27 protein-coding genes and 1 pseudogene are annotated in these 25,915 nt (G+C 69.6%); 24 read left to right on the forward strand and 4 right to left on the reverse strand.

Annotated features, from left to right (window positions below; all coding sequences use genetic code 11):
* Positions 1-3 precede the first annotated feature (3 nt).
* Together A5622_RS06135 and A5622_RS06140 are read left to right on the forward strand one after the other, a co-directional pair.
* Positions 4-240 (forward strand): hypothetical protein, encoded by a 237-nt coding sequence (locus tag A5622_RS06135; protein WP_066864141.1) that lies wholly within the window; start codon positions 4-6, stop codon positions 238-240.
* Positions 237-899 carry a DUF2567 domain-containing protein gene (locus A5622_RS06140; protein ID WP_066877316.1) on the forward strand — a complete coding sequence of 221 codons (663 nt, stop codon included), beginning with the start codon at positions 237-239 and terminating at the stop codon, positions 897-899. Before A5622_RS06135 ends, A5622_RS06140 begins: the two co-directional genes overlap by 4 nt.
* Here A5622_RS06140 and A5622_RS06145 read toward each other — a convergent pair.
* Positions 894-2,234: a lipase family protein gene (locus A5622_RS06145; RefSeq protein ID WP_066877318.1), complete on the reverse strand. Its 1,341-nt coding sequence runs from the start codon at positions 2,232-2,234 to the stop codon at positions 894-896. The genes A5622_RS06140 and A5622_RS06145 overlap by 6 nt on opposite strands.
* Positions 2,235-2,378: 144 nt before the next feature.
* The gene (locus A5622_RS06150; protein ID WP_066864132.1) at positions 2,379-3,104 is read right to left on the reverse strand and encodes an NUDIX domain-containing protein; all 726 of its coding nucleotides are present in this window, start codon (positions 3,102-3,104) and stop codon (positions 2,379-2,381) included.
* A 46-nt stretch (positions 3,105-3,150) separates the two neighbouring features.
* Between A5622_RS06150 and nadA the strand changes: the two genes are divergently transcribed.
* From nadA to nadC, 3 genes are read left to right on the forward strand one after another with little or no spacing between them, the layout of a single operon-like run.
* Positions 3,151-4,200 carry a quinolinate synthase NadA gene (gene nadA / locus A5622_RS06155; RefSeq protein WP_066864129.1) on the forward strand — a complete coding sequence of 350 codons (1,050 nt, stop codon included), beginning with the start codon at positions 3,151-3,153 and terminating at the stop codon, positions 4,198-4,200.
* On the forward strand, positions 4,197-5,777 hold the full coding sequence (locus tag A5622_RS06160; RefSeq protein ID WP_066877320.1) for an L-aspartate oxidase: 1,581 nt from the start codon (positions 4,197-4,199) through the stop codon (positions 5,775-5,777). Before nadA ends, A5622_RS06160 begins: the two co-directional genes overlap by 4 nt.
* Positions 5,774-6,634: a carboxylating nicotinate-nucleotide diphosphorylase gene (nadC, locus tag A5622_RS06165; RefSeq protein WP_066864123.1), complete on the forward strand. Its 861-nt coding sequence runs from the start codon at positions 5,774-5,776 to the stop codon at positions 6,632-6,634. The genes A5622_RS06160 and nadC overlap by 4 nt, the downstream gene beginning before the upstream one ends.
* Before the next feature lie 62 nt (positions 6,635-6,696).
* On the opposite strand, the gene A5622_RS06170 is transcribed toward nadC, so the two are convergent.
* Positions 6,697-7,110: a nitroreductase family deazaflavin-dependent oxidoreductase gene (locus tag A5622_RS06170; RefSeq protein WP_066877322.1), complete on the reverse strand. Its 414-nt coding sequence runs from the start codon at positions 7,108-7,110 to the stop codon at positions 6,697-6,699.
* A gap of 96 nt (positions 7,111-7,206) precedes the next feature.
* On the opposite strand from A5622_RS06170, the gene hisD reads away from it, so the two are divergent.
* The 9 genes from hisD to A5622_RS06215 all read left to right on the forward strand — a co-directional run bounded on the left by hisD (position 7,207) and on the right by A5622_RS06215 (position 14,940).
* Positions 7,207-8,553 carry a histidinol dehydrogenase gene (gene hisD / locus A5622_RS06175; RefSeq protein WP_066864114.1) on the forward strand — a complete coding sequence of 449 codons (1,347 nt, stop codon included), beginning with the start codon at positions 7,207-7,209 and terminating at the stop codon, positions 8,551-8,553.
* On the forward strand, positions 8,550-9,749 hold the full coding sequence (locus A5622_RS06180; RefSeq protein WP_066877324.1) for a histidinol-phosphate transaminase: 1,200 nt from the start codon (positions 8,550-8,552) through the stop codon (positions 9,747-9,749). The genes hisD and A5622_RS06180 overlap by 4 nt, the downstream gene beginning before the upstream one ends.
* Positions 9,746-10,363: an imidazoleglycerol-phosphate dehydratase HisB gene (hisB, locus tag A5622_RS06185; protein WP_066864107.1), complete on the forward strand. Its 618-nt coding sequence runs from the start codon at positions 9,746-9,748 to the stop codon at positions 10,361-10,363. Before A5622_RS06180 ends, hisB begins: the two co-directional genes overlap by 4 nt.
* A complete protein-coding gene (gene hisH / locus A5622_RS06190; RefSeq protein ID WP_066864106.1) occupies positions 10,360-10,983 on the forward strand; it encodes an imidazole glycerol phosphate synthase subunit HisH in 624 nt (207 codons plus the stop codon). Before hisB ends, hisH begins: the two co-directional genes overlap by 4 nt.
* An 82-nt stretch (positions 10,984-11,065) precedes the next feature.
* Positions 11,066-11,797 (forward strand): bifunctional 1-(5-phosphoribosyl)-5-((5-phosphoribosylamino)methylideneamino)imidazole-4-carboxamide isomerase/phosphoribosylanthranilate isomerase PriA, encoded by a 732-nt coding sequence (gene priA / locus A5622_RS06195; RefSeq protein WP_066877325.1) that lies wholly within the window; start codon positions 11,066-11,068, stop codon positions 11,795-11,797.
* A 6-nt stretch (positions 11,798-11,803) separates the two neighbouring features.
* Positions 11,804-12,604, forward strand: coding sequence for an inositol monophosphatase (locus A5622_RS06200; protein ID WP_066877327.1), 801 nt, complete (start codon positions 11,804-11,806; stop codon positions 12,602-12,604).
* Position 12,605: 1 nt separating this feature from the next.
* Positions 12,606-13,403 carry an imidazole glycerol phosphate synthase subunit HisF gene (gene hisF / locus A5622_RS06205; RefSeq protein WP_066877329.1) on the forward strand — a complete coding sequence of 266 codons (798 nt, stop codon included), beginning with the start codon at positions 12,606-12,608 and terminating at the stop codon, positions 13,401-13,403.
* Entirely contained in the window at positions 13,400-13,747 is a 348-nt protein-coding gene (gene hisI / locus A5622_RS06210) for a phosphoribosyl-AMP cyclohydrolase (RefSeq protein ID WP_066864097.1), read from the forward strand. The genes hisF and hisI overlap by 4 nt, the downstream gene beginning before the upstream one ends.
* 101 nt (positions 13,748-13,848) lie before the next feature.
* Positions 13,849-14,940, forward strand: a complete 1,092-nt coding sequence (locus A5622_RS06215; RefSeq protein WP_066864094.1) for a calcium:proton antiporter — start codon at positions 13,849-13,851, stop codon at positions 14,938-14,940.
* A gap of 3 nt (positions 14,941-14,943) precedes the next feature.
* Here A5622_RS06215 and A5622_RS06220 read toward each other — a convergent pair whose 3' ends face one another.
* A complete protein-coding gene (locus tag A5622_RS06220; RefSeq protein WP_066877331.1) occupies positions 14,944-15,402 on the reverse strand; it encodes a peroxiredoxin in 459 nt (152 codons plus the stop codon).
* A 63-nt stretch (positions 15,403-15,465) separates the two neighbouring features.
* On the opposite strand from A5622_RS06220, the gene A5622_RS06225 reads away from it, so the two are divergent.
* The 10 genes and pseudogenes from A5622_RS06225 to A5622_RS06270 all read left to right on the forward strand — a co-directional run.
* On the forward strand, positions 15,466-16,998 hold the full coding sequence (locus tag A5622_RS06225; RefSeq protein ID WP_066877335.1) for an anthranilate synthase component I: 1,533 nt from the start codon (positions 15,466-15,468) through the stop codon (positions 16,996-16,998).
* Positions 16,991-17,677: a TIGR02234 family membrane protein gene (locus tag A5622_RS06230; protein WP_066877337.1), complete on the forward strand. Its 687-nt coding sequence runs from the start codon at positions 16,991-16,993 to the stop codon at positions 17,675-17,677. Before A5622_RS06225 ends, A5622_RS06230 begins: the two co-directional genes overlap by 8 nt.
* 113 nt (positions 17,678-17,790) lie before the next feature.
* Positions 17,791-18,609, forward strand: a complete 819-nt coding sequence (trpC, locus tag A5622_RS06235) for an indole-3-glycerol phosphate synthase TrpC (protein ID WP_066864082.1) — start codon at positions 17,791-17,793, stop codon at positions 18,607-18,609.
* A gap of 70 nt (positions 18,610-18,679) precedes the next feature.
* The gene (gene trpB / locus A5622_RS06240; RefSeq protein WP_197499380.1) at positions 18,680-19,942 is read left to right on the forward strand and encodes a tryptophan synthase subunit beta; all 1,263 of its coding nucleotides are present in this window, start codon (positions 18,680-18,682) and stop codon (positions 19,940-19,942) included.
* Positions 19,939-20,754, forward strand: coding sequence for a tryptophan synthase subunit alpha (gene trpA / locus A5622_RS06245; RefSeq protein WP_066877339.1), 816 nt, complete (start codon positions 19,939-19,941; stop codon positions 20,752-20,754). The genes trpB and trpA overlap by 4 nt, the downstream gene beginning before the upstream one ends.
* Entirely contained in the window at positions 20,751-22,232 is a 1,482-nt protein-coding gene (locus tag A5622_RS06250; protein WP_066877341.1) for a prolipoprotein diacylglyceryl transferase, read from the forward strand. The genes trpA and A5622_RS06250 overlap by 4 nt, the downstream gene beginning before the upstream one ends.
* A 139-nt stretch (positions 22,233-22,371) precedes the next feature.
* Positions 22,372-22,764, forward strand: a complete 393-nt coding sequence (locus tag A5622_RS06255; RefSeq protein WP_231999570.1) for a DUF2752 domain-containing protein — start codon at positions 22,372-22,374, stop codon at positions 22,762-22,764.
* Positions 22,765-22,830: 66 nt separating this feature from the next.
* Positions 22,831-24,249, forward strand: a complete 1,419-nt coding sequence (gene pyk, locus A5622_RS06260; protein WP_066864067.1) for a pyruvate kinase — start codon at positions 22,831-22,833, stop codon at positions 24,247-24,249.
* Positions 24,250-24,314: 65 nt separating this feature from the next.
* Positions 24,315-25,190: an acyl-CoA thioesterase II gene (locus tag A5622_RS06265; protein ID WP_156748861.1), complete on the forward strand. Its 876-nt coding sequence runs from the start codon at positions 24,315-24,317 to the stop codon at positions 25,188-25,190.
* Between the two features lie 144 nt (positions 25,191-25,334).
* A pseudogene (locus tag A5622_RS06270) lies at positions 25,335-25,915 on the forward strand (phosphatidylglycerol lysyltransferase domain-containing protein); the annotation flags it as partial.

Below are 25,915 nucleotides of genomic sequence, written 5' to 3' on the forward strand. Positions count from 1 at the left end.
ATTGTGGTTGGCGATCTGGGCGCCCTGGGAGCGGCAGTCAGTGCCGGCGTCTACAACGTCTACACCGGGGAATTAGGGGGCACCGCCGTGCCGACAGCGGCCCAGCTGGGCCTTGAGCCTCCCCGCTTCTGCGCGGCATGCGGGCGCCGGATGGTGGTGCAGGTGCGCCCCGACGGCTGGCGGGCCCGCTGTTCGCGGCACGGCGAGGTCGATTCCGCCGATCTGGAGACGCAACGGTGACCGAGCAGACCAAGGCGGACACCGCCGAACTTTCCGCGCCCACCACCGCGTCGAGCCGCAGGCGCGCGCTCCTGGTGGTGGCGCTTGCGTCGGCGGCGACCGGTCTGGCGATCGGCGGGCTGTGGGCCTTGATCGCCCCGCCGATTCGCGCCGTGGTGGCCCTCACCCGCTCGGGCGAGCGGGTGCACGACTATCTGGGCAACGAGTCCGAGCACTTCTTCGTCGCCCCCGCCCTGATGCTGGGGCTGCTGACCGCGCTGGCCGTGGTGGGCTCGGTCTGGGTGTGGCAGTGGCGCGAGCACCGCGGACCGGGAATGGTCATCGCGCTGTCGGCCGGCATGGTGGGGGCCGACGCGGCGGCCTCGGCGGTGGGGGCCGGCCTGGTGCGGCTGAGCTACGGCGCGCTGGACTTCGATGCGGTACCGCTGTCGAAAACCCCGTCGGTCGCCTACGTCACGCAGGCGCCGCCGGTGTTCTTCTCCGACGGTCCGCTGCAGATCGCGGTCAGCCTGCTGTGGCCGGCCGGAATCGCGGCCCTGGTCTACGCCGTGCGGGTGGCCGCCGACGCGCGCGACGACCTGGGTGCGTTTCCGCCGCAGCCGGGGCCCGCCGGTGGGGTGCCGGCGCGAGGGGGAGGCGCCGAAGCGCCCGTGTCATAGCGGACGGCGGCCGATCTTGCGGCCCGTGATGACCTTGGCCGCGATCTTCATCAGCCGGGCCATGCCGACGTAGGTCATCGGGTTGAACATCGTCGGCCACGTGGTCCGGACCAGGTGATCGGTCAGCGGGCGGCCTCCGAAGCGATCCGTCAGCCAGCGCAGCGCCATCGGCGCCGACAGCGGATGCAGCATCATGTGCTCGTTGAAGGCGTCGCGGTGGTAGGTGACCCGCGCGCCGCCGGCCGAATACGCGTCGGCCAGCACGTCGATGTCGTGGACGTCGATCAGGTAGTCGTGCACGGCCTGCACGATCAGCACCGGTGGCGTCGGAACGGCGGCGCCCAGCTTGATGTGGTCGAAGACGTGCGTGATCTCCGGGGTGGACAGGATCTGCTCGAGCGGCTCGTCGAGGTAGTCGCCCATGTCCTTGCCGGCCATCCGCACGACGGCTTCCACCGTCGTCATCTTCTCCAGCGAGTCCAGCAGCGCGCGCCCCTCCTCGTTGGTGTGCTCGCGGATCACCCGGTCCAGATCGGGGTAGATGTGCGCGAGCGCGGCCACCACGAGCGCGGGCAGCCCCGACAGGAAGCTGCCGTTGAGTCGGCGGAAGGTGTTGCCCAGGTCCCCGACGGGGGAGCCCAGCACCGCCCCGACGATGTCCAGTTCGGGCGCGTACTCGGCGCACATCTCGGCGGCCCAGGCGCTGGCCAGTCCGCCGCCGGAGTACCCCCACAGCCCGATGGGCGCCTCGGCGGACAGACCGAGGCGCTCCGAACTCAGCGCGGCCCGGATGCCGTCCAGGACGCGGTAGCCGGGTTCATACGGTGCGCCCCACAGGCCGCGCAGGCCCTCGTGGTCGGGCACGGAGACGGCCCATCCCTCGGCGACGGCGGCGGCGATCAGGAAAAGCTCGAACTGGCCGATCGCGCCCAGCGCCTTCGCCCGGCGCCGCAGTGCGTAGGACGGGAAACAGCGGGACGAGACGGCGTCGATCGCGCACTGGTAGGACAGCACCGGGCAAGGACGCCCCGGCGCCAGCTCGGCGGGGACGATCACCGTCGTGGCGGTGGCCTCCGGCTCGCCGTTCATGTCCATCGTGCGGTACAGCAGCTGGACGGCCTTGATCGGCTGCGGGATCAAGCCCAGGAACGCCAGCTCGACGTCGCGCGAGCGCAGCACTGTCCCGGGTTCGGCGTGCTGAAAGCCCAGTGGCGGCTGGTAGAACGGGTCGTCCGAGGGCAGCAGTGGACGAATCTTGTGCTGCAGTTCCTCGTGTGGCGGGCGGGCGATCCATTCCGCACCCTGCGTGCCTGCCAGGTTGCCGAGCTCAGCCATTGAGGCTCCCTTCGTGGCCACCCGGCATTCTTGCGTACGAACGGCAGGTAACCAAAACGCAATCGCCGCACTGTGAGCGACTTCTCGTCACACTAGCCAGGTCAGACGCGATTCACCCCCGCGTCGCCCGCCTTTCGCCCAAGCCTAGCCTGGCGACCCGGGCGGCCTGAGTGCGGCGAACTCGTCGGTGACCCGCAGCGCCGCGTCGGTGAACCGGTACAGCGCGGCCGGGCGTCCGCCGCTGCGGCCGGATTGCGCGATGGTGCCGGTCGCCGTGATGACGCCGCGCCGGGCCAGCACCCGCTGCAGGTTCGTCGCGTCGACCTGATAGCCCAACGCGGCGCCGTAGATGTCCCGCAGCGTGGAAAGCGCGAATTCCCTTGGAGCCAAAGCGAATCCGATGTTGGTGTAGGACAGTTTGGCGTTCAGCCTCGTGCGGGCGTTGTCCACCATCTGGCCGTGGTCGAAGGCCATCGGCGGCAGGCAGTTCACCGGGTGCCAGCGGGTGTCCGGCGGTAGTTCGGGGCTGGCGGGGGAGGGCACCAGGCCCAAGAAGGTGGACGCGATCACTCGGGCGCCGGGCACCCGCTGCGGGTCGGAGAACACCGCGAGTTGTTCCAGGTGCGCCAGCTCTTTGAGGTCGACCTTCTCGGCGAGCTGGCGCCGCACCGAGGTGATCATGTCCTCGTCGTTGCGCAGCCGACCGCCCGGCAGCGACCACTTGCCCTGTTGTGGATCCCGGGCGCGCTGCCATAACAGCACGTTCAGCTGCGGTTTCGCCGGGGGGCGTCCCTTCGTAACCTGTTCGCTCGCTTCGCGAACCTGGAACACGACCGCGAGCACTTCGTGGGCGGTGCTACCATGGGCCATGTTTTCGATTATAAGTCGAAAACCTCCTGGGCTGAAAGGAGCCGCCATGACGGTTATCAATCGCATGGACACGCTCGCCGAAAGCATGATCGCCGACATCACCAACTCGCCCACCGGTTACGCCGGCGTGGCCGGGGATGAGCAATGGGCCGCCGAGGTTCGCCGCCTGGCGAAGCTGCGCGGCGCCACCGTGCTGGCGCACAACTATCAGTTGCCCGAGATCCAGGACGTCGCCGACCACGTGGGCGACTCGCTGGCGTTGTCGCGGATCGCCGCCGAGGCGCCCGAGGACACCATCGTGTTCTGCGGGGTGCACTTCATGGCCGAGACGGCCAAGATCCTGAGCCCGGACAAGACCGTGCTCATCCCGGACCAGCGCGCCGGCTGCTCGCTGGCCGATTCCATCACCGCCGACGAACTGCGCGCCTGGAAGGACGAACACCCCGGCGCGGTCGTCGTCTCCTACGTCAACACCACGGCGGCGGTCAAGGCGCTCACCGACATCTGCTGCACCTCGTCCAACGCGGTCGAGGTCGTCGAGTCGATCGACCCCGACCGCGAGGTGCTGTTCTGCCCGGACCAGTTCCTCGGCGCCCATGTCCGTCGCATGACGGGCCGCGAGAACCTGCACGTGTGGGCGGGCGAATGCCACGTGCACGCCGGGATCAACGGCGACGAACTCAATGACCAGGCCCGCGCCAATCCCGACGCCGAGCTCTTCGTGCACCCCGAATGTGGTTGCGCCACTTCGGCCTTGTACCTCGCGGGCGAGGGCGCCTTCCCGCCGGACCGGGTGAAGATCTTGTCCACCGGCGGCATGCTGGAGGCCGCCAACCAGACCGACGCACGCAAGGTGCTGGTCGCCACCGAGGTCGGCATGCTCTACCAATTGCGCAGGGCGGCACCGCAAGTCGACTTCCGCGCCGTCAACGACCGCGCCTCCTGCAAATTCATGAAGATGATCACCCCGGCGGCCCTGCTGCGCTGCCTGGTCGAGGGGGCCGACGAGGTCGATGTCGACCCCGACGTCGCCGCCGCCGGCCGGCGCAGCGTACAGCGAATGATCGAAATCGGGCAGCCGGGCGGTGGCGAATGATCGCCCGTCCCCAGTGGACGCACAGCGCCGACGTCGTCGTGATCGGCACCGGCGTCGCGGGATTGGCCGCCGCGCTGGCCGCACACCGTGCCGGGCGCAGCGTCGTCGTGCTGAGCAAGGCTGACCAGGCGCGGGGGGCGACCGCCACCCATTACGCGCAGGGTGGCATCGCGGTGGTGCTGCCCGACAACGACGACTCGGTGGAGGCCCACGTCGCCGACACTGTGGTCGCCGGCGCCGGCCTGTGCGACCCGCAGTCGGTGTACTCGATCGTCGCCGACGGATATGCGGCGGTCGCCGAATTGGTCGGCGACGGAGCACGATTCGACGAGTCCGCGCCGGGCAAATGGGCGCTGACCCGCGAAGGCGGACACTCCCGGCGCCGCATCGTGCACGCCGGCGGCGACGCCACCGGTGCCGAGGTGCAGCGCGCGCTGGACCATGTGGCCCGCACGCTGGACATCCGCACCGGCCATGTCGCGCTGCGCGTGCTGCACGACGGCGCCGCGGTGACCGGCGTCCTGGCGGGCAACCCGGACGGCTACGGAATCATCAGCGCGCCTTCGGTGATCTTGGCCTCCGGGGGCCTCGGGCACCTGTACGGCGCGACCACCAACCCCGAGGGCTCCACCGGCGACGGCATCGCGCTGGCCCTGTGGGCCGGTGTCGCGGTCAGCGATCTCGAATTCATCCAGTTCCACCCCACGATGCTGTTCACCCCCGACGCCGCGAGCGGACGGCGCCCGCTGATCACCGAGGCCATTCGCGGCGAGGGCGCGAGACTGATTGACTCCCAAGGCAATTCGGTGACCGTCGGCGTCCACCCGATGGGCGATCTGGCGCCCCGCGACGTCGTCGCCGCGGCCATCGACACCCGGCTGAAGGCCACCGGCGATGCCTGCGTCTTCCTCGACGCGCGCCACATCGGTGACTTCGCCAACCGGTTCCCGACGGTGACGGCCGCCTGCCTGGCCGCCGGCATCGATCCGGTGCGTCAACCCATTCCCGTTGTCCCCGGGGCGCATTACAGCTGCGGCGGCATCGTCACCGACGTGTACGGCCAAACCGAACTGCCCGGATTGTTCGCCGCCGGCGAGGTGGCACGCACCGGACTGCACGGCGCCAACCGGCTGGCGTCCAACAGCCTGCTGGAAGGGCTGGTCGTCGGCGGGCGGGCCGGCAGGGCCGCGGCCGCGCACGCCGCGGCGACCGGGCGGGTGCACGCGGTCGCCCCCGAGCCGCTCGTCCACACCGCGCCGGCGCGCGCCGACCTGCAGCACGCGATGAGCCGGGACGCGTCGGTGGTGCGCGACGCCGCCGGCCTCACCCGGCTGTCGACCGTGCTGGCGCAGGCGAAGGTCCGCCCCGTGACCGGCCGCCGCGACTTCGAGGACGTCGCGCTGGCCGTCGCCGCCCGCGCGGTCACGACCGCCGCCCTGGCCCGCACCGAGAGTCGCGGTTGCCACCATCGCGCCGAGTACCCGCGGACCGCCTCGGAGCTGGGACGCAGCAACGTGTTGCGCCTGGCCGACGACCAGAGCGCGGTGCTGGTGGAGGCATTGGCGGCGGTCGTATGACCGCGATGTCCGACTGCGAACTGACCGCCGCGCGCGAAACCATCAAGCGCGGCCTGGTGGAGGATCTGCGCTACGGGCCGGACATCACCACCCTGGCGACGGTGCCCGCCGAGGCGGTGGCGACCGCGTCGATGGTGCCCCGCGAGCCGGGCGTGATCGCCGGGATCGACATCGCGTTGCTGGTCCTCGACGAGGTGCTCGGCGCCCGCGGCTACGAGGTGGTCGATCGCGTCGAGGACGGCGCCCACCTGCAGCCGGGTGAGTCGGTGCTGACGCTGCGAGCCGAGACCCGCGGCCTGCTGACCGCCGAGCGGACCATGCTCAACCTGATCTGCCACCTGTCCGGGATCGCCACCACGACGGCACACTGGGTGGCCGCCGTGCACGGCACCAAGGCCCAGGTGCGCGATACCCGCAAGACGCTGCCCGGCCTGCGCGTGCTGCAGAAATACGCGGTCCGGGTCGGCGGCGGCGTCAACCACCGGCTCGGGCTCGGCGACGCCGCCCTGATCAAGGACAACCACGTGGTGGCCGCGGGATCGGTGGTCGACGCGCTGCGGGCCGTGCGCGACGCGGCACCGGACCTACCCTGCGAGGTGGAAGTGGATTCACTCGAGCAGTTGGACGAGGTGCTGCCCGAGAAGCCCGAGCTGATCCTGCTGGACAATTTCCCGGTGTGGCAGACACAGATGGCCGTGCAGCGCCGCGACGCGCGCGCACCCGCCGTGCTGCTGGAATCGTCGGGCGGGCTCAGCCTCGACAACGCGGCCGCCTACGCCGCGACCGGGGTGGACTATCTGGCCGTCGGCGCCCTGACCCATTCGGTCCGGGTGCTCGACATCGGCCTCGACATGTAGGTGGGGCTTCCGGGCGCGTCGAGTGGGCGCCCGACGCCGGGCCGTCGGCCGCGCGGGGCGCCTCAGGCGATGTCGGCGACGAAAACGCCGATCCGGCGCAGCTGCAGGCGCGCCATCGCCGGCAGACCGGCGCCGTCCGAGCCGGCGGGCAGGATCCGCGGGTTGGTCAGGTGCACGGTCCGGTGGCGGCTGAACTCCACGTCGGCCTCGCCCGCGGCCAGCACGTTCTTCACCCAGTTCGTTTTGCCGTGACCCAGCGCGATCGCCAGCACGTTGCCCTTGCGGTAGGGCGTGACGATGGTCTCGTACGGCTTGCCGGAGGTGCGGCCGCGATGCTTGATCGTCGCCGTCCCGGGCAGAAAGCGGGCGATCGGCTTGACCGCCGGGTTGAAGTACTTGATCTGAAACCGCTCGAACCAGGGCGGAAACACCATCGGGACACCCGGGGCGTTGTTGGGGTGATCCTTGGCGGACATGGCGGCTCCCTGGGTCGGCGCTACGTTTCAGCGCGGGGTATGGCCTCGATACCGGCACTGTACCGGTCGAATATCGACTTGAGTTCCTCTGGGACAATGGACAGCGTGAGCCCGACCCAACCGTCGCCGATGGCCCGTATCGACCTGCGGGGCGCGGAGCTGACGGCTGCGCGATTGCGGTCGGCGCTGCCCCGCGGCGGTGCCGACGTCGAGGCGGTGCTGCCCAAGGTCCGGCCCATCGTGGCCGCCGTCGCCGAGCGCGGCGCCGAGGCCGCCCTGGAATTCGGCGCCACCTTCGACGGGATCCGGCCCCCGGCCGTCCGTGTGCCCGGCGCTGCCCTCGAGAAGGCCCTGACCGAACTGGACCCGCGGGTGGCCGACGCCCTGCGGGTGATGATCGAGCGCACCCGCGCGGTGCACGCCGACCAGCGCCGCACCGACGTGACGACCACTTTGGGCCCGGGCGCGACGGTCACCGAGCGGTGGGTTCCCGTCGACCGGGTGGGTCTCTACGTGCCCGGGGGCAACGCCGTCTACCCGTCCAGCGTGGTGATGAACGTCGTGCCGGCCCAGGCCGCCGGGGTCGCCTCGCTGGTGGTGGCCAGCCCGCCGCAGGCCCAGTTCGACGGTCTGCCGCACCCGACGATCCTCGCCGCCGCCCGGCTGCTGGAGGTCGACGAGGTGTGGGCCGTGGGCGGCGCGCAGGCGGTGGCGCTGCTGGCCTACGGCGGCACCGATCTCGACGGCGCCGAGTTGGCGCCCGTCGACATGATCACCGGGCCCGGCAACATCTACGTCACCGCCGCCAAGCGGCTGTGCCGGTCGCGCGTCGGCATCGACGCCGAGGCCGGCCCCACCGAGATCGCGATCCTGGCCGACCACACCGCCGACCCGGCGCACGTGGCGGCCGACCTGATCAGTCAGGCCGAGCACGACGAGATGGCGGGCAGCGTGCTGGTCACCCCCAGCGCGGAGCTGGCAGCGGCCACCGAGGCCGAGCTGGCCGCCCAGCTGCGCACGACCGTGCACCGCGACCGGGTGACGGCTGCACTCGGTGGCCGCCAGTCGGCCATCATCCTGGTCGACGACCTGGACGCCGGGGTCACCGTCGTCAATGCCTACGCCGCCGAACACCTGGAGATCCAGACCGTCGACGCGGCGGCCGTGGCGGGCCGAATCCGTTCGGCCGGCGCCATTTTCGTCGGCCCGTATGCGCCGGTGAGCCTCGGCGACTACTGCGCCGGATCCAACCACGTGCTGCCGACCGCCGGCAGCGCCCGGCATTCCAGCGGACTGTCCGTGCAGACCTTCCTGCGCGGCATCCACGTCGTCGACTACACCGAGGCGGCCCTGAAGGACGTGTCCGGACACGTGATCGCGCTGGCCGAGGCCGAAGACCTGCCGTCACACGGCGAAGCGGTGCGGCGGAGGTTCGAGCGATGAGCATCGAGAAGCCCACGCGCCAACCGACACTGGACGACCTGCCGCTGCGCGAGGACCTGCGCGGCAAATCACCCTACGGCGCACCGCAATTGGATGTCCCGGTGCGGTTGAACACCAATGAGAACCCGCATCCGCCCAGCACGGCGCTCGTCGACGACGTGGTGCGCTCGGTGGGCCAGGCGGCCGCCGATCTGCACCGCTATCCCGATCGCGACGCGGTGGCCCTGCGCACCGACCTGGCCGCCTACCTGAGCGCCCAGACCGGTGTCGCGCTAGGTGTGGAAAACCTCTGGGCGGCAAACGGTTCCAACGAGATTTTGCAGCAGCTGCTGCAGGCGTTCGGCGGCCCCGGGCGCAGTGCCATCGGGTTCGTCCCGTCCTACTCGATGCACCCGATCATCTCTGACGGCACCCGCACCGAATGGCTGCATGCCGCCCGCGCCGACGACTTCAGCCTGGATGTGGATACCGCCGTGGCCGCGATCACCGACCGCCGGCCCGACGTGGTGTTCGTCGCCAGCCCGAATAACCCGTCCGGACAGAGCGTTTCGCTGCCGGACCTGCGGCGGCTGCTCGACGTGGTGCCCGGCATCCTGATCGTCGACGAGGCCTACGGCGAATTCTCCTCGCAACCCAGCGCGGTCGTGCTGGTGGCGGAGTATCCGACCAAGCTCATCGTCTCGCGCACCATGAGCAAGGCGTTCGCGTTCGCCGGCGGCCGGCTGGGCTACCTGATCGCCACCCCGGCGGTGATCGACGCGATGCTGCTGGTGCGGTTGCCGTATCACCTGTCGGTGCTCACCCAAGCCGCCGCGCGGGCCGCCCTGCGGCACGCCGACGACACGCTGGGCAGCGTGGCGACCCTGATCGCCGAACGCGAACGCGTCTCGACGGCCTTGACCGGCATGGGCTTTCGGGTGATTCCCAGCGACGCCAACTTCGTGCTGTTCGGTGAATTCGCCGACGCGCCGGCCACCTGGCAACGCTATCTGGACGCCGGAGTGCTGATCCGCGACGTCGGAATCCCCGGCTACCTGCGCGCCACCACCGGGCTGGCCGAGGAGAACGACGCCTTCCTGCAAGCCAGCGCCCAGATCGCCGCCACCGAACTGGCCCCAGCCACCTCAGTAGGAGCGATCGCAAGCGCGGCCAAGCCGCGTGCGGCGGGTCGCGACCATGTGTTAGGAGCCCCGTGAGCACCGAAACCCGCCGCGCCCGCATCGAGCGCCGCACCAAGGAATCCGACATCGTCGTCGAACTCGACCTCGACGGCACCGGCCGGGTCGACATCGACACCGGTGTGCCGTTCTACGACCACATGCTGACGGCCCTGGGCAGCCACGCCAGCTTCGACCTGACCGTGCGCACCAAGGGCGACGTCGAGATCGAGGGGCACCACACCATCGAGGACACCGCGATCGCACTCGGCCAGGCGCTCGCCAAGGCCCTGGGTGACAAACGGGGCATCCGCCGGTTCGGTGACGCCTTCATCCCGATGGACGAGACGCTGGCCCACGCGGCGGTCGACGTGTCCGGCCGGCCCTACTGCGTGCACAGCGGGGAACCGGATCACTTGCAGCACACCACCATTGCCGGCAACTCGGTGCCCTATCACACCGTCATCAACCGGCACGTGTTCGAATCGCTGGCCATGAACGCGCGCATCGCGCTGCACGTGCGCGTGCTGTACGGGCGCGACCCGCACCACATCACCGAGGCGCAGTATAAGGCGGTTGCCCGCGCGCTGCGCCAGGCGGTCGAGTCCGACCCCCGCGTCTCGGACGTGCCGTCCACCAAAGGGGTGCTGTGACGGCGCACAAGAAAGTCGTCGTCCTCGACTACGGCTCGGGCAACCTGCGGTCGGCTCAGCGCGCGCTCGAGCGGGTCGGCGCGTCGGTCGAGGTGACCGCCGACGCCGCCGCCGCGGCCGCCGCCGACGGGCTGGTGGTGCCCGGCGTCGGTGCGTACGAGGCCTGCATGACGGGACTGCGCGGCATCGGCGGCGACCGCATCATCGCCGACCGGGTGGCCGCCGGGCGCCCGGTACTGGGCGTCTGTGTTGGGATGCAGATCCTGTTCGCCCACGGCGTCGAATTCAGCGTGGAGACCGCGGGCTGCGGGCAGTGGCCGGGATACGTCACGCGACTGCAAGCTCCCGTCATCCCGCACATGGGCTGGAACGTCGTCGAATCCGGGCCCGGCACAGTGCTGTTCAAGGGACTCGACGCCGACACCCGGTTCTACTTCGTGCACTCCTATGCCGCCCAGCAGTGGGAAGGTTCGCCGGATGCGGTGCTGACGTGGGCCACCCACGAGGGCCCGTTTCTGGCCGCGGTCGAGGACGGGCCGCTGTCGGCCACCCAATTCCACCCGGAGAAGAGCGGGGATGCCGGCGCGGCCTTGTTGAGCAATTGGGTCCGGGGATTGTGACGGACCTCGCGCCGGCGCTTTGTGTCAAGCAACCGCCGCGGACGCACGTCACCCGTCGCGTGCCCGGCACACAGGAGGAAATGTGTTGATCTTGTTGCCCGCGGTCGACGTGGTCGACGGCCGCGCCGTGCGTCTGGTGCAGGGCAAGGCGGGCAGTGAAACCGAATACGGCTCGGCGCTGGACGCCGCGCTGACCTGGCAGCGCGACGGCGCCGAATGGATCCATCTGGTGGATCTGGACGCGGCGTTCGGGCGCGGTTCCAACCGCGAACTGCTGGCCGAGGTGGTCGGCAAGCTCGACGTGCGGGTGGAGCTGTCCGGCGGCATCCGCGACGACGACTCGCTGGCCGCCGCCCTGGCCACCGGCTGCGCTCGGGTCAACCTGGGCACGGCGGCCCTGGAAAACCCGCAGTGGTGCGCCCGCGCGATCAGCGAGCACGGCGACCGGGTGGCCGTGGGCCTGGACGTGCAGATCGTCGACGGCGAGCACCGGCTGCGCGGGCGGGGCTGGGAGACCGACGGCGGTGACCTGTGGGAGGTGCTGGAACGCCTTGACGGGCAAGGCTGTTCGCGGTTCGTGGTCACCGACGTGACCAAGGACGGCACCCTGGGCGGGCCCAATCTGGACCTGCTGGCGTCGGTCGCCGAGCGCACCGACGCCCCGGTGATCGCCTCCGGCGGCGTGTCCAGCCTCGACGACCTGCGCGCGATCGCCACCCTCACCGGCCGCGGTGTCGAGGGCGCCATCGTGGGCAAGGCCCTCTACGCCGGGCGGTTCACCTTGCCGCAGGCGCTGGCCGCGGTGGCGGAGTAGCGCCGCATGGACGTGCACACGTTGGTGGCCCAGGCGTCGGCGATCCTCGACGACGCGGCCGAGCCGTTTCTGTCCGGGCACCGCGCCGATTCCGCGGTCCGCAAGAAGGGCAACGACTTTGCCACCGACGTCGACCTCGCGATCGAGCGTCAGGTGGTCGCCGCGCTCGTCGAGGCCACCGGGATCGGGGTGCACGGCGAGGAGTTCGGCGGTTCGGCCGTCGACTCCCCGTGGGTGTGGGTGTTGGACCCCGTCGACGGCACCTTCAACTACGCGGCCGGATCGCCGATGGCCGGGATCTTGTTGGGCCTGCTGCACCACGGCGACCCGGTGGCCGGGCTGACCTGGCTGCCGTTCTTCGACCAGCGCTACACCGCGGTGACGGGCGGACCGTTGCGCAAGAACGGGGTGCCGCAGCCGCCGCTGACCTCCATCGACCTGGCCGACGCCCTGGTCGGCGCCGGGTCGTTCAGCGCGGACGCGCGGGGCCGGTTCCCGGGACGCTACCGGATCGCGTTGCTGGAGAACCTGAGTCGGGTCTCGTCGCGATTGCGCATGCACGGCTCCACCGGACTCGACCTCGCGTTCGTCGCCGACGGAATATTAGGCGCGGCAGTAAGTTTCGGCGGCCACGTGTGGGATCACGCCGCCGGGGTCGCGCTGGTGCGAGCCGCCGGCGGTGTCGTCACCGACCTGGCCGGGCAGCCGTGGACCCCCTCGTCGGATTCCGCGCTGGCGGCGGGTCCCGACGCCCACGCCGAGATCCTGGAAATCCTGCGCGCCACCGGCCGACCGGAAGATTACTGAGATGCCCCCGAGTCCCAAGGGCCTGGCGGTGCGGGTAATCCCGTGCCTGGACGTCGACGGCGGCCGCGTGGTCAAGGGCGTCAACTTCGAAAACCTCCGGGACGCGGGCGATCCCGTGGAGCTGGCGTCCGCCTATGACGCCGAAGGCGCCGACGAGCTCACCTTCCTCGACGTGACGGCGTCGTCGTCGGGACGGGCGACCATGCTCGACGTGGTGCGCCGCACGGCCGAGCAGGTTTTCATCCCGCTGACCGTCGGCGGCGGCGTGCGCACGGTGGCCGACGTCGACGTCCTGCTGCGTGCGGGCGCCGACAAGGTCTCCATCAACACCGCCGCGATCGCCCGGCCCGAGCTGCTGGCCGAGATGGCACGGCAGTTCGGTTCCCAGTGCATCGTGCTGTCCGTCGATGCCCGCACGGTGCCCCCGGGGGCCATGCCGACGCCGTCGGGCTGGGAGGTAACCACCCACGGCGGGCGCCGGGGCACCGGTCTTGACGCGGTCGAATGGGCTTCGCGCGGAGCCGATTTGGGGGTGGGGGAGATCCTGCTGAACTCGATGGACGCCGACGGCACCAAAGCGGGGTTCGACCTGGAGATGCTGCAGGCGGTGCGTTCGGCGGTCACGGTCCCGGTGATCGCCAGCGGCGGCGCCGGGGCGGCCGAGCACTTCGCGCCGGCGGTCGCGGCCGGCGCCGACGCGGTGTTGGCCGCCAGCGTGTTCCACTTCCGGGAGCTGACCATCGGGCAGGTGAAGGCGGCCATGGCCAAGGCGGGAATCGCGGTAAGGATGGCCCGATGACGCTCGACCCGAAGATCGCGGCCCGGCTGAAGCGCAACGCCGACGGCCTGTTCGCCGCCGTCGTGCAGGAGCGCGGCAGCGGCGACGTGCTGATGGTCGCCTGGATGGACGACGCGGCGCTGGCCCGCACCCTGGAAACCCGTGAGGCGACCTATTATTCGCGGTCCCGCGGCCAGCAGTGGATCAAGGGGGCGACGTCCGGTCACACCCAGTACGTCCACTCGGTGCGGCTGGACTGCGACGGCGACACCGTGCTGCTGACGGTCGACCAGGTCGGTGGGGCGTGTCACACCGGTGACCACAGCTGCTTCGACGCCGACGAGCTGCTGCCCCCGCCGAGCTGACCCGACGGACCAGCCGGCACCGAGCCGTCCAGCATGTCCGGACGTGTCTAGGGTCACCTTCCGCGCGCATGGGGCCATGACATCGACAAGAATGGCAGTCAATGTCGAAATGGCTGTCCTGGAACATCGTTGTGCCGGTGCTTTCCGTCATCGTGCTGGCAGTGATCTGGGGCGAGAAACTGGGACCGGTTCTTGTCGGGGTGGCGGCGCTGTTTCTCATCGGTGCGGTGGTTGCCGCGGTGCACCACGCGGAGGTGGTCGCCCACCGGGTCGGCGAGCCCTTCGGGTCGCTGATACTCGCGGCCGCGGTCACCATCATCGAGGTGGCCCTCATCGTCACCCTGATGACATCCGGCGGCAACGAAGCCGCGACGCTGGCCAGGGACACCGCATTCGCCGCGCTGATGATCACCACCAACGGGATCGCCGGGTTATCGCTGCTGCTCGGCTCCCGACGCTATGGCGTGACCCTGTTCAACGCTGAAGGCGCTGGAGCCGCCCTGGCCTCGGTCACCACGGTGGCCACGTTGAGCCTGGTTTTGCCCGCCTTCACCACCGGGCGCCCGGGCAGGGAGTTCACCCCCAGCCAGCTCGGCTTCGCCGCGATCGCCACGCTCTTGGTGTACCTGCTGTTCGTGTTCACCCAGACCATGCGGCACCGCGATTTCTTTCTGCCGATCGCGCAGAGGGGCCAAAAGCGCGTGTTCGAGGACGAGAGTCACGCGGATCCACCCACCAGGCGGCAGGCGCTGAGCAGCCTGGTGCTGCTGCTCTGCGCGCTGGTGGCGGTGGTCGGCCTGGCCGAGGAGGAATCACCGGCCGTCGAACACGCGGTGGTGATGGCGGGCTTGCCGCAGTCGTTCGTGGGCGTGATCATCGCGGCGCTGGTGCTGCTGCCCGAGACGCTCGCGGCGGCTCGGTCGGCGCGAAAGGGCCGCATCCAGATCAGCCTGAACCTGGCGTACGGCTCGGCGATGGCCAGCATCGGGCTCACCATCCCGACGATCGCGCTGGCGTCGATCTGGCTCAAGGGGCCGCTGGTGCTCGGCCTCGGCGCCATCCAGCTGGTGTTGCTTGCCCTGACGGTCGTGATCAGCATGCTGACGGTGGTGCCCGGGCGGGCGACCCGCCTGCAGGGCGAGGTACATCTGGTGCTGCTGGCCGCCTACGTGTTCTTGGCGATCAACCCCTGACCGCTACGCGCGGCCCCGCAGCGTCGCCAGCGCCTTGTCGGCGTGGCTGTCCATGTTGAATTCGCTGGAGATCACCTCGAGCACCGTGCGGTCGGTGTCGATGACGAACGTCGTGCGCTTGACCGGCATCAGCTTGCCGAGCAGGCCGCGCTTGACGCCGAACTGGGTGGCGACGGCGCCGTCGGTGTCCGACAGCAGCGGGTAGTCGAACTTCTGCAGGTCGGCGAACTTGGCCTGCTTGGGCACGGCGTCGGCGCTGATGCCCACCCGGTTAGCGCCGACCGCGGCGAACTCGGCGGCCAGGTCGCGGAAGTGGCACGCTTCCTTGGTGCAGCCGGGCGTCATCGCGGCCGGGTAGAAGAACAGCACAACGGGCCCGCCGGAGAGCAGTTCGCTGAGCTTGCGCGGCGTCCCGGTCTGATCGGGCAGTTCGAAGTCCGCGACGGTGTCACCAGGTTTCATGGCGGACACGCTACGCCGGACGCTGTCCCGCTCGGGTTTCCACGCGTCTGGAAGGATGGATCGGTGCACGCCCACCCTGCCGCGACGACCTCACGAGAGGCTTTTCGCCAGCTGGCGGCCGAGCACCGTGTGGTCCCGGTGACCCGCAAGGTGCTGGCCGACAGCGAGACCCCGCTGTCGGCCTACCGCAAACTCGCCGCCGACCGCCCGGGCACCTTCCTGCTGGAGTCCGCCGAGCACGGCCGGTCCTGGTCGCGTTGGTCGTTCATCGGCGCGGGATCGCCGTCGGCGCTGACCGTGCGCGACGGTGAAGCCGTCTGGCTGGGCGTGGTGCCACGGGACGCGCCGACCGGGGGCGACCCGCTGCAGGCCCTGCGCACCACCCTGGAGGTGCTGGCCACCGGCCCGCTCGAGGGGCTGCCCCCGCTGTCGGGCGGCATGGTCGGGTTCTTCGCCTACGACATGGTGCGGCGCCTGGAACGGCTGCCCGAGCTGGCCGTCGACGACCTCAAGCTCCCCGACATGTTGCTGCTGCTGGCCACGGATGTGGCGGCGGTCGATCATCACGAGGGGACCATCACGCTGATCGCCAACGCCGTGAACTGGAACGGAACCCAGGACGGCTTCGACGAGGCCTACGACGACGCGATCGCCCGCCTGAACGTGATGACCGCGGCGCTGGGTCAGCCGTTGCCGTCGACGGTCGGCACGTTCGAGCGGCCCGAGCCGCGCTACCGCGCGCAGCGCAGCGTCGAGGAGTACGGCAAGATCGTCGACTACCTCGTCGAACAGATCGCCGCGGGCGAAGCGTTCCAGGTGGTGCCCTCGCAACGGTTCGAGATGGACACCCAGGTGGACCCGATCGACGTGTATCGGATGTTGCGGGTCACCAATCCGAGCCCCTACATGTATCTGCTGCATGTGCCGAATGACGCTGGCGGAACCGACTTTTCGATCGTCGGCTCCAGCCCGGAAGCGCTCGTCACCGTCTGCGAAGGCGTCGCGACCACCCACCCGATCGCGGGAACCAGGTGGCGCGGCGACACCGACGAGGAGGATCACCTGCTGGAAAAGGAGCTGTTGGCCGACGAGAAGGAACGCGCCGAGCACCTGATGCTGGTCGATCTGGGCCGCAACGATCTGGGGCGGGTCTGCGCGCCGGGCACCGTGCGCGTCGAGGACTACAGCCACATCGAGCGCTACAGCCACGTCATGCACCTGGTGTCGACGGTGACCGGCACGCTCGACGAGGGCCGGACCGCGCTGGATGCGGTGACGGCCTGCTTCCCGGCCGGCACCCTGTCCGGCGCGCCGAAGGTCCGGGCCATGGAGCTGATCGAAGAGGTGGAGACGACCCGCCGCGGTCTGTACGGCGGCGTGGTCGGCTACCTGGACTTCGCCGGCAACGCCGACTTCGCGATCGCCATCCGCACCGCCCTGATGCGCGACGGCACCGCGTACGTGCAATCCGGGGGCGGGGTGGTGGCGGACTCCAACGGCCCCTACGAGTACACCGAGGCGACGAACAAGGCCCGCGCGGTGCTCAGCGCGATCGCCGCCGCCGAGACGCTGACCGAACCCGGGTCCGATGAGTGAGGCCGGCGCGGACACCGGTCGGCCGACCGGCCGCTGGCTGATCCGGATTGCCCAGATCGTCCTGGTGGTCGCCGCGGGGGCGTTGTGGGTGGCCTCGCGGCTGCCGTGGGTCGTCATCCGCTCGTTCGACGGGCTGGGGCCGCCCAAACAGGTGACTTTGGCCGGCGGCGCCTGGTCGACGGCGCTGTTGCCGTTGGCGCTGCTGCTGCTGGCCGGGGCCGTCGCCGCCATCGCCGTGCGGGGGTGGCTGCTGCGCGCACTCGCGGGGCTGCTGGCGGTGGTCAGCCTGGCGGTCGGCTACCTCGGGATCAGCCTGTGGGCGCTGCCCGACGTGGCGGTCCGCGGCGCCGAGCTGGCCCACGTGTCGGTGATGACGCTGGTCGGAAGCGAACGGCGGTACTGGGGCGCCGGCGTCACGGTGGCGGCCGCGGCGTGCACGCTGATCGCGGCCGTCCTGCTCATGCGATCCGCGTCGGACTCGCGATCCGCCCGCTCGAGCGCACGAAAGTACGCGACACCGGCGACGCGCCGGTCGATTGTGCAACGCGAAGAGGCCGACGGGGCGATGCTGGAGCAGCCGGAGACGGCGGGAATGTCGGAGCGGACGATCTGGGACGCGCTTGACGAGGGGCGCGACCCGACCGATCGGGCGGGTGGGTCTGACACCGAGGGTCGGTGACGGGCCGCAAGCCGCGGGCCGCTACCCTTCATTCACGTCGTCGCGATCGGCCGGGGACACCAAAGTGGCCGTGGGATGACAGCGGACGAACAGGGCGAAGGGAAACGACAGGCATGAGTCCGGCAACCGTGCTTGACTCCATCCTCGAGGGAGTCCGGGCCGACGTTGCCGCGCGGGAAGCGCTCATCAGCCTGTCCGAGATCAAAGCCGCCGCGGCGGCCGCGCCGCCGCCACGCGATGTGATGGCCGCCCTGCGCGAGCCGGGAATCGGCGTCATCGCCGAAGTCAAGCGCGCCAGCCCGTCGGCGGGCTCCCTGGCGACCATTGCCGATCCCGCCAAGCTGGCCCGCGCCTACGAAGACGGTGGCGCCCGCATCATCAGCGTCTTGACCGAGGAGCGACGTTTTCACGGCTCGCTCGACGACCTCGACGCGGTGCGCGCGGCGGTCTCGATCCCGATTCTGCGCAAAGACTTTGTCGTGCAGCCCTATCAGATTCACGAAGCGCGTGCGCACGGCGCCGACATGCTGCTGCTCATCGTCGCCGCGCTGGAGCAGTCGGCGCTGGTGTCGATGCTGGATCGCACCGAATCGCTGGGCATGACGGCGCTCGTCGAGGTGCACACCGAAGAAGAAGCCGACCGGGCGCTCAAGGCCGGCGCCAAGGTAATCGGCGTCAACGCCCGCGACCTGGCGACGCTGGAGGTGGACCGGGATTGCTTCGCGCGCATCGCACCCGGGCTGCCCAGCAACGTGATCAGGATTGCCGAATCCGGTGTGCGCGGTACCGCAGACCTGCTGGCGTATGCGGGTGCGGGTGCCGACGCCGTGTTGGTCGGCGAAGGTCTGGTCAAAAGCGGTGACCCGCGCGCCGCGGTTGCCGACCTGGTCACCGCGGGCACCCATCCGTCCTGTCCGAAACCGGCTCGCTAGTCGCTTCGTCACTGAAGAGCCCCTGCGCTGATACGTTGAACGCCATGAGCCATCCCCGCGTAGAGCATTGGTGATGGTGGACCTGTCCCGCCCGGACCTTCCGCATCCGAGCGCAGCCATCGCCGAACCCACCCGCCACGAACCGGATGCGGGTGGCCATTTCGGCGTCTACGGCGGCCGCTATGTCGCCGAGGCGTTGATGGCCGTGATCGAAGAGGTCACCGCCGCCTACGAGAAGGAACGGGTCAACCAGGATTTCCTGGACACGCTCGATTACCTGCAGGCGCATTACGCCGGCCGGCCCTCACCGCTGTACGAGGCGCCGCGGCTGTCCGAACAGGCCGGCGCACGGATCTTCCTCAAGCGAGAAGACCTGAACCACACCGGTTCTCACAAGATCAACAACGTGCTCGGTCAGGCGTTGCTGGCGCAGCGCATGGGCAAGAAGCGGGTGATCGCCGAGACCGGGGCCGGGCAGCACGGCGTCGCCACCGCCACCGCGTGTGCCTTGCTGGGCCTGGAATGCGTGATCTACATGGGTGCGGTGGACACCGAGCGCCAGGCGCTCAACGTCGCACGAATGCGCTTGCTGGGAGCGACGGTCGTCGCGGTCGCCAGCGGCTCGAAAACGCTCAAGGACGCCATCAATGAGGCGTTTCGGGATTGGGTTACCAATGCCGACAACACCTTCTACTGCTTCGGCACCGCGGCCGGCCCGCATCCCTTTCCCGCCATGGTGCGCGACTTTCAGCGGATCATCGGCCTCGAGGCGCGCGCCCAGATCCAGGCCCAGGCCGGACGCTTGCCCGACGCCGTGGTGGCCTGTATCGGCGGTGGATCCAACGCCATCGGCATCTTCCACCCTTTCATCGACGATCCGGGCGTGCGGCTGGTCGGTTTCGAGGCGGCCGGCGACGGTGTCGAAACCGGAAGGCACGCCGCGACCTTCAGCGGCGGCTCGCCCGGCGCGTTTCAGGGGTCGTTCTCGTATCTGCTGCAGGACTCCGACGGGCAGACCATCGAATCCCATTCCATCTCAGCGGGTCTCGATTATCCGGGTGTGGGTCCCGAACACGCGTACCTGCGCGAGATCGGGCGCGCCGAGTACCGTCCGATCACCGACTCGGAGGCGATGGACGCGTTCCGCGTGCTGTGCCGCACGGAAGGGATCATCCCGGCGATCGAATCGGCGCACGCCGTCGCCGGCGCGCTGAAATTGGGACCCGAATTGGGGCAGGGGGCGATCATCGTGGTGAACCTGTCCGGGCGCGGTGATAAGGACGTCGAGACGGCCGCGAAGTGGTTCGGGCTGTTGGGGTCCAGCGATCGATGACCGTCAAGCAGAGCGAAGCGAGCAGACTTCAGTCGATCTTCGACGGCTGCCGCAACGACAATCGGGCGGCGCTGATCGGTTATCTGCCCACCGGTTATCCCGACGTGCCGACGTCCGTGAACGCAATGACCGCACTGGTCGAATCGGGTTGCGACATCATCGAAGTCGGGGTGCCCTATTCCGATCCCGGCATGGACGGCCCCACCATCGCGAAGGCGACGGAGGCCGCGCTGCACGCCGGCGTGCGCGTGCGCGACACCCTTGCCGCGGTCGAGGCGATCAGCGCCGCCGGTGGGCATGCGGTGGTGATGACCTACTGGAACCCCGTGTTGCGCTACGGCGTTGACGCGTTCGCCCGGGATCTGGCAGCGGCCGGAGGGTACGGCCTGATCACCCCCGATCTCATTCCCGACGAAGCCGCGCAGTGGCTGGCGGCATCCGAGGGGCGCGGCCTGGACCGGATCTTTCTGGTGGCGCCGTCCTCGACGCCGCAGCGGTTGGCGATGACGGTCGAGGCGTCGCGCGGATTCGTCTATGCCGCTTCGACGATGGGCGTGACGGGGGCGCGTGACGTCGTGTCCAACGCCGCCCCCGAGTTGGTGGGCAGGGTCAAAGAGATATCGGACATACCCGTCGGTGTCGGCCTGGGGGTCCGGTCGGGAGAGCAAGCCGCCCAGATCGGCAGCTACGCCGACGGTGTCATCGTGGGGTCGGCGCTGGTGACGGCGTTGGGGGACGGGGGATTGACTGCATTGCGCACGCTGACTGAGGAACTCGCGGCCGGTGTCCGTCGGGGGGCGTCCGCCTCGTGACAAAGCTGCTGGCCTACTTCCCGAGCCCGCCGCAGGGTGTCTGGCACCTGGGGCCGTTGCCCATCCGGGCCTACGCGCTGTTCATCATCGCCGGCATCGTGGCGGCGCTGCTGATCGGTGATCGGCGCTGGGAGGCGCGCGGTGGCGAGCGCGGCGTGATCTACGACATCGCGCTGTGGACGGTGCCGTTCGGCTTGATCGGTGGTCGGCTCTACCACCTGGCCACCGACTGGCGAACCTATTGGGGCCCCGGCGGCGCGGGACTCGGGGCGGCCGTGCGGATCTGGGACGGCGGCCTGGGCATCTGGGGCGCGGTGGCGCTGGGCGGCGTCGGCGCCTGGATCGGCTGCCGCCGGCGCGGGATTCCGCTTCCGGCCTTCGCCGACGCGCTGGCTCCGGGAATCATTCTGGCGCAAGCGATCGGCCGGCTCGGTAATTACTTCAACCAGGAGCTCTACGGCCGCGAAACGACGCTGCCCTGGGGTCTGGAGGTGTTCTACCGCCGCGACCCCACCGGGTACATCGACCCGCATTCGCTGGACGGCATCTCGACGGGCCAGATCGCTTTCGTGGTGCAGCCGACATTCCTCTACGAATTGATCTGGAACCTGCTCATTTTCGTGGTCCTGATCTATGCCGACCGGCGCTTCACGCTGGGCCACGGCCGCTTGTTCGCGCTGTATGTGGCGGGCTATTGCGTCGGGCGGTTCTGCGTCGAGCTGCTGCGCGACGACACCGCCACCCACATCGCGGGCATCCGGATCAACTCGTTCACATCGACTTTCGTGTTCATCGGTGCCGTGGTGTATCTGATGGCGGCGCCCAAGGGGCGCGAAGATCCCGAGAGCCTGCGCGGCAACGAATACCTCGAGGAGGAAGAGGCGCAGGCCGAGTCGGACGCCGAGCCCGCGACGGTGGCGGCGACGACGGCTGCCGCCGGTGCCGGCGCCGTTGCCGCGGCCGATGCGCCGGCAGGCCGCGAAGAGGCGGCGGACTCCGACGAGATCCCCGCCGCCGAGCCGGAAGTCGAAGAACCGGTGGCGGACTCACCGGAGGCCGTCACCGAGCAGCAACCCGCCGAGGTCGAGGCCGAAGAGCCCGAGCCCGAGGAGGAATCCGAGGAACCGGAGGTTGAGGCGGCGGCTGACGAGGCCGCGACCGAGACCGTGGCCGCGGATTCCGGTGCGGAGGAAGCCGACGCAGCCGAGCTCGAGGCAGCGGAGCTCGAGGCCGACGACGAGGAACCGGAAGAGCTCGAAGCCGAGGAACCCGAAGCGAAAGCCGAAGAGCCCGAAGCTGAAGAGGCCGAGGTCGAAGAGCCCGAAGGCGAAGCCGAGGAGCCCGAGCCCGAAGAGCCGGAATCCGAAGAGCCGGAAGCCGAGAAGCCACAGCCCGAACCCGCCACCGAAACGGCCCCGGCTAAACCGGAAACGCGCCGGCGCTGGGGCTCGCGCCTGCGCAACCGCCTGGGCCGCTGACCGCCGAGTGCCGCCCCATTTCATCGGCCCGGGCGCACCGGATCTGGCATCCTGAAAGCGTGACCACCGCCGGGTCAGCTGCTCGATGACCCAACCCCACTCGCCCGCGCACGCCCCGGGACACTCCCATCCGGATGGGATGGGGCGTCATCGCCTCGCCATCTCGGCCGGAACCGGCCTGGCGCTGGGCGGCGCGCTCACCTATGTCGCCCTGGCCGACCCGCACAGCCCCGGTTCGATCTACCCGCCGTGCCCGTTCAGGATGCTCACCGGCTGGAACTGCCCGTTTTGCGGTGGGCTGCGGATGACGTATGACCTATTGCACGGTGACCTGCTGGCCGCCGTCCACGACAACGTCTTCCTGCTGGTAGGAATCCCGCTGCTGGCAGTGTGGGCGCTGGTCCGCCGCGCCCGCGGCAGGGCTTTGCCGTCGCGCGCGGCGTTGCTGGCGGTCGTTGCCGCGACGATCGCGTGGACGGCGCTGCGTAACCTGCCCGCCTTCCCGCTGTTTCCCACCGTTCTTGGTGGGTAAGAGCACACTGCCCGGCGTCGGCCATCTGCGGGCCGTGGGGGTTGCACACGACTATGCTGGGTCGGCGTGAGTAGACGCGGAAAGATCGTCTGCACCCTTGGCCCTGCGACCAATTCGGATGAGTCGATCCAGGCCCTGGTTGAAGCCGGAATGGACGTTGCCCGGCTGAACTTCAGCCACGGCGACTACTCGGATCACAAGGCCGCTTACGAGCGCGTCCGTTCGGCTTCCGATGCCACCGGCCGCGCCGTCGGCGTACTCGCCGACTTGCAGGGCCCCAAGATCCGGTTGGGGCGTTTCGCCACCGGTCCCACCTACTGGGCCGACGGCGAAACCGTCCGGATCACCGTGGCGGACTGCGAGGGCGACCACGACCGGGTGTCGACCACCTACAAGAAGCTGGCCACCGACGCCGCCGTCGGCGACCGGATTCTGGTCGACGACGGCAAGGTCGGCCTGGTGATCGAAGGCATCGAGGGCGACGACGTCATCTGCACCGTCGTCGAGGGCGGGCCGGTCAGCAACAATAAGGGCATTTCGCTACCCGGCATGAACGTGTCCGCACCGGCCTTGTCGGAGAAGGACATCGAGGACCTCACCTTCGCGCTGGAACTCGGCGTCGACCTGGTCGCGCTCTCCTTCGTGCGTTCGCCATCCGACGTCGAGTTGGTGCACGAGGTGATGGACCGGGTGGGCCGGCGGGTGCCGGTGATCGCGAAGCTGGAGAAGCCGGAGGCCGTCGACAACCTGGAAGCCATCGTGCTGGCCTTCGACGCCATCATGGTGGCCCGCGGCGACCTCGGTGTCGAGCTGCCCCTGGAAGAGGTTCCGCTGGTGCAGAAGCGGGCCATCCAGATGGCCCGGGAGAACGCGAAACCCGTCATCGTCGCCACCCAGATGCTGGATTCGATGATCGAGAGCTCACGACCCACTCGCGCCGAGGCCTCCGACGTCGCCAACGCCGTCCTCGACGGCGCCGACGCGGTGATGCTGTCCGGGGAAACCTCGGTGGGCAAGTACCCGATGGCGGCCGTGCGGACGATGGCGCGCATCATCTGCGCCGTCGAGGACAATTCGACGGCCGCCCCGCCGTTGACGCACGTGCCCCGCACCAAACGCGGGGTGATCTCGTATGCGGCCCGCGACATCGGCGAGCGGCTGGACGCCAAGGCGCTCGTCGCGTTCACCCAGTCCGGCGACACGGTCAAGCGCCTCGCGCGCCTGCACACCCCGCTGCCGCTGCTGGCCTTCACCGCGTGGCCCGAGGTGCGCAGCCAACTCGCCATGACCTGGGGCACCGAGACGTTCATCGTCCCGATGATGACCTCGACCGACGGCATGATCCGCCAGGTCGACAAGTCGCTGCTGGAACTAGGTCGCTACAAGCGTGGCGACCTGGTGGTCATCGTCGCCGGTGCGCCACCTGGCACAGTAGGGTCAACCAACCTCATCCATGTGCACCGGATCGGGGAGGACGACGTCTAGCGCGAGGAGAGCGTGTGCCGGCCGGCTGTGAGCCCCAGGAGCCGAACGCGGCGGAACAAGCCGCAATACCGACCCATTCGGACTTCACCGAACTGCTGGCGACACTCGACCTCGAGCGCGTCGAGGACGACCTGTTCATCGGCTCGCATCCGAGCAAGAACCCCATGCGAACATTCGGTGGTCAGCTCATGTCGCAGTCGTTCGTCGCGAGTAGCCGCAGCCTGGTTCGTGACGACCTGCCGCCGAGCGCGCTGTCGGTGCACTTCATCAACGGGGGCGACACCGCCAAGGACATCGAATTCCGCGTGACCAGGCTGCGCGACGAGCGCCGCTTCGCCAACCGGCGCGTCGATGCGGTGCAGGACGGCACGCTGTTGAGCTCGGCGCTGATCTCCTACATGGCCGGGGGCCGCGGCCTCGAACACGGCGTCCAGCCGCCGGAGGTGGCCGAACCGCACACGCAGCCCACCATCGGCGAACTGTTGCGCGGTTACGAGGAGACCGTTCCGCACTTCGTCAACGCCCTGCAGCCCATCGAATGGCGGTACACCAACGACCCCGCCTGGGTGATGCGCACGAAGGGCGAGCGGCTGCCGCACAATCGGGTCTGGGTGAAGGCGTTGGGAGAGATTCCCGACGACCCCGTATTGCACACGGCAACAATGGTGTATTCGTCGGACACCACCGTTTTGGACTCGGTTATCACCACGCACGGTCTTTCCTGGGGATTCGACCGCATATTCGCGGCGTCGGCCAATCATTCCATTTGGTTTCATCGGCAGGTCGACTTCAACGACTGGGTGTTGTACTCCACATCGTCACCGGTCGCGGCCGATTCGCGCGGGCTGGGCACCGGGCACTTCTTCGACCGGTCCGGCCTGCCGCTGGCCACGGTGGTGCAAGAAGGCGTGCTGAAATACTTCCCTTCTTCCCGTCGTTAAAACGTGACCCGATAGCCGCGAAATCTCCGCGCTAATTCCGCCTTGTAATGGCCGTGATGCGGCGTAGCTTTAACGTAGCCGGGTATTCGGTGCAGAGGCGGCAACCAAGCCGCCCAGCTGTTGTCAGCGCATCGGGAGGTGGGTGTGAACGGGCCGGTGGTGGGCGTCACGGTAGCGAGGCCCCGCGCGCGCGAACGCGTTGTCGTTTCGGTCGATTCACTCGCGGCCCGCTTGCTCGGCGCCCTGGCGCTGTTCGGCGCGGCGTGCTGGCTCATCGAGATCCTCGCCCGCCACCACAGCCAACCCAGTTGGCAGTACACCGACCGGTTGGCGTGGTCGTTGACGGTGCTGGTGGCGGTGGCCTGGATGGCCCGCGGCATCTTTTTGGGCCGGCCCGTGACCACGATGCACGCGGCCGCCGCGGCCTTCTTCGTGCTGGCGGGACTGGGTTTGCATGTGTTGTCCTTCGATCTGCTCGGCGACGTGGTGATCGCCAGCTCGGGCATGGTGTTGATGTGGCCGACGACCTCCCATCCGCGGCCGGGTGACCTGCCGCGGTTGTGGAAGTTGATCGACGCGACCGCCGGCGATGCGTTGGCGCCGTTCACCATGCAGACCGGCAAGAGCTACCACTTCACCGCCGACGGGACCGCGGCGCTGGCCTACCGGACGCGGCTGGGGATCGCCGTGGTCGGCAGTGACCCGATCGGTGACGAGGCGCACTT

Origin of the sequence: Mycobacterium sp. 1245801.1 (assembly GCF_001673055.1) — a bacterium.
Classification (GTDB): domain Bacteria; phylum Actinomycetota; class Actinomycetes; order Mycobacteriales; family Mycobacteriaceae; genus Mycobacterium; species Mycobacterium europaeum_A.

Coding starts and splice junctions, on each gene's coding strand:
- A5622_RS06170 (WP_066877322.1), bottom strand. CDS start 7,110: ATGTCCGCCAAGGATCACCCCAACAACGCCCCGGGTGTCCCGATGGTG.
- hisF (WP_066877329.1), top strand. CDS start 12,606: ATGCCCCCGAGTCCCAAGGGCCTGGCGGTGCGGGTAATCCCGTGCCTG.
- A5622_RS06180 (WP_066877324.1), top strand. CDS start 8,550: ATGAGCATCGAGAAGCCCACGCGCCAACCGACACTGGACGACCTGCCG.
- nadA (WP_066864129.1), top strand. CDS start 3,151: ATGACGGTTATCAATCGCATGGACACGCTCGCCGAAAGCATGATCGCC.
- nadC (WP_066864123.1), top strand. CDS start 5,774: ATGACCGCGATGTCCGACTGCGAACTGACCGCCGCGCGCGAAACCATC.
- A5622_RS06230 (WP_066877337.1), top strand. CDS start 16,991: ATGAGTGAGGCCGGCGCGGACACCGGTCGGCCGACCGGCCGCTGGCTG.
- A5622_RS06150 (WP_066864132.1), bottom strand. CDS start 3,104: ATGGCCCATGGTAGCACCGCCCACGAAGTGCTCGCGGTCGTGTTCCAG.
- A5622_RS06145 (WP_066877318.1), bottom strand. CDS start 2,234: ATGGCTGAGCTCGGCAACCTGGCAGGCACGCAGGGTGCGGAATGGATC.
- trpA (WP_066877339.1), top strand. CDS start 19,939: ATGACCGTCAAGCAGAGCGAAGCGAGCAGACTTCAGTCGATCTTCGAC.
- hisI (WP_066864097.1), top strand. CDS start 13,400: ATGACGCTCGACCCGAAGATCGCGGCCCGGCTGAAGCGCAACGCCGAC.
- A5622_RS06215 (WP_066864094.1), top strand. CDS start 13,849: ATGTCGAAATGGCTGTCCTGGAACATCGTTGTGCCGGTGCTTTCCGTC.
- A5622_RS06160 (WP_066877320.1), top strand. CDS start 4,197: ATGATCGCCCGTCCCCAGTGGACGCACAGCGCCGACGTCGTCGTGATC.
- A5622_RS06255 (WP_231999570.1), top strand. CDS start 22,372: ATGGGGCGTCATCGCCTCGCCATCTCGGCCGGAACCGGCCTGGCGCTG.
- trpC (WP_066864082.1), top strand. CDS start 17,791: ATGAGTCCGGCAACCGTGCTTGACTCCATCCTCGAGGGAGTCCGGGCC.
- A5622_RS06220 (WP_066877331.1), bottom strand. CDS start 15,402: ATGAAACCTGGTGACACCGTCGCGGACTTCGAACTGCCCGATCAGACC.
- hisD (WP_066864114.1), top strand. CDS start 7,207: ATGGACAGCGTGAGCCCGACCCAACCGTCGCCGATGGCCCGTATCGAC.
- A5622_RS06200 (WP_066877327.1), top strand. CDS start 11,804: ATGGACGTGCACACGTTGGTGGCCCAGGCGTCGGCGATCCTCGACGAC.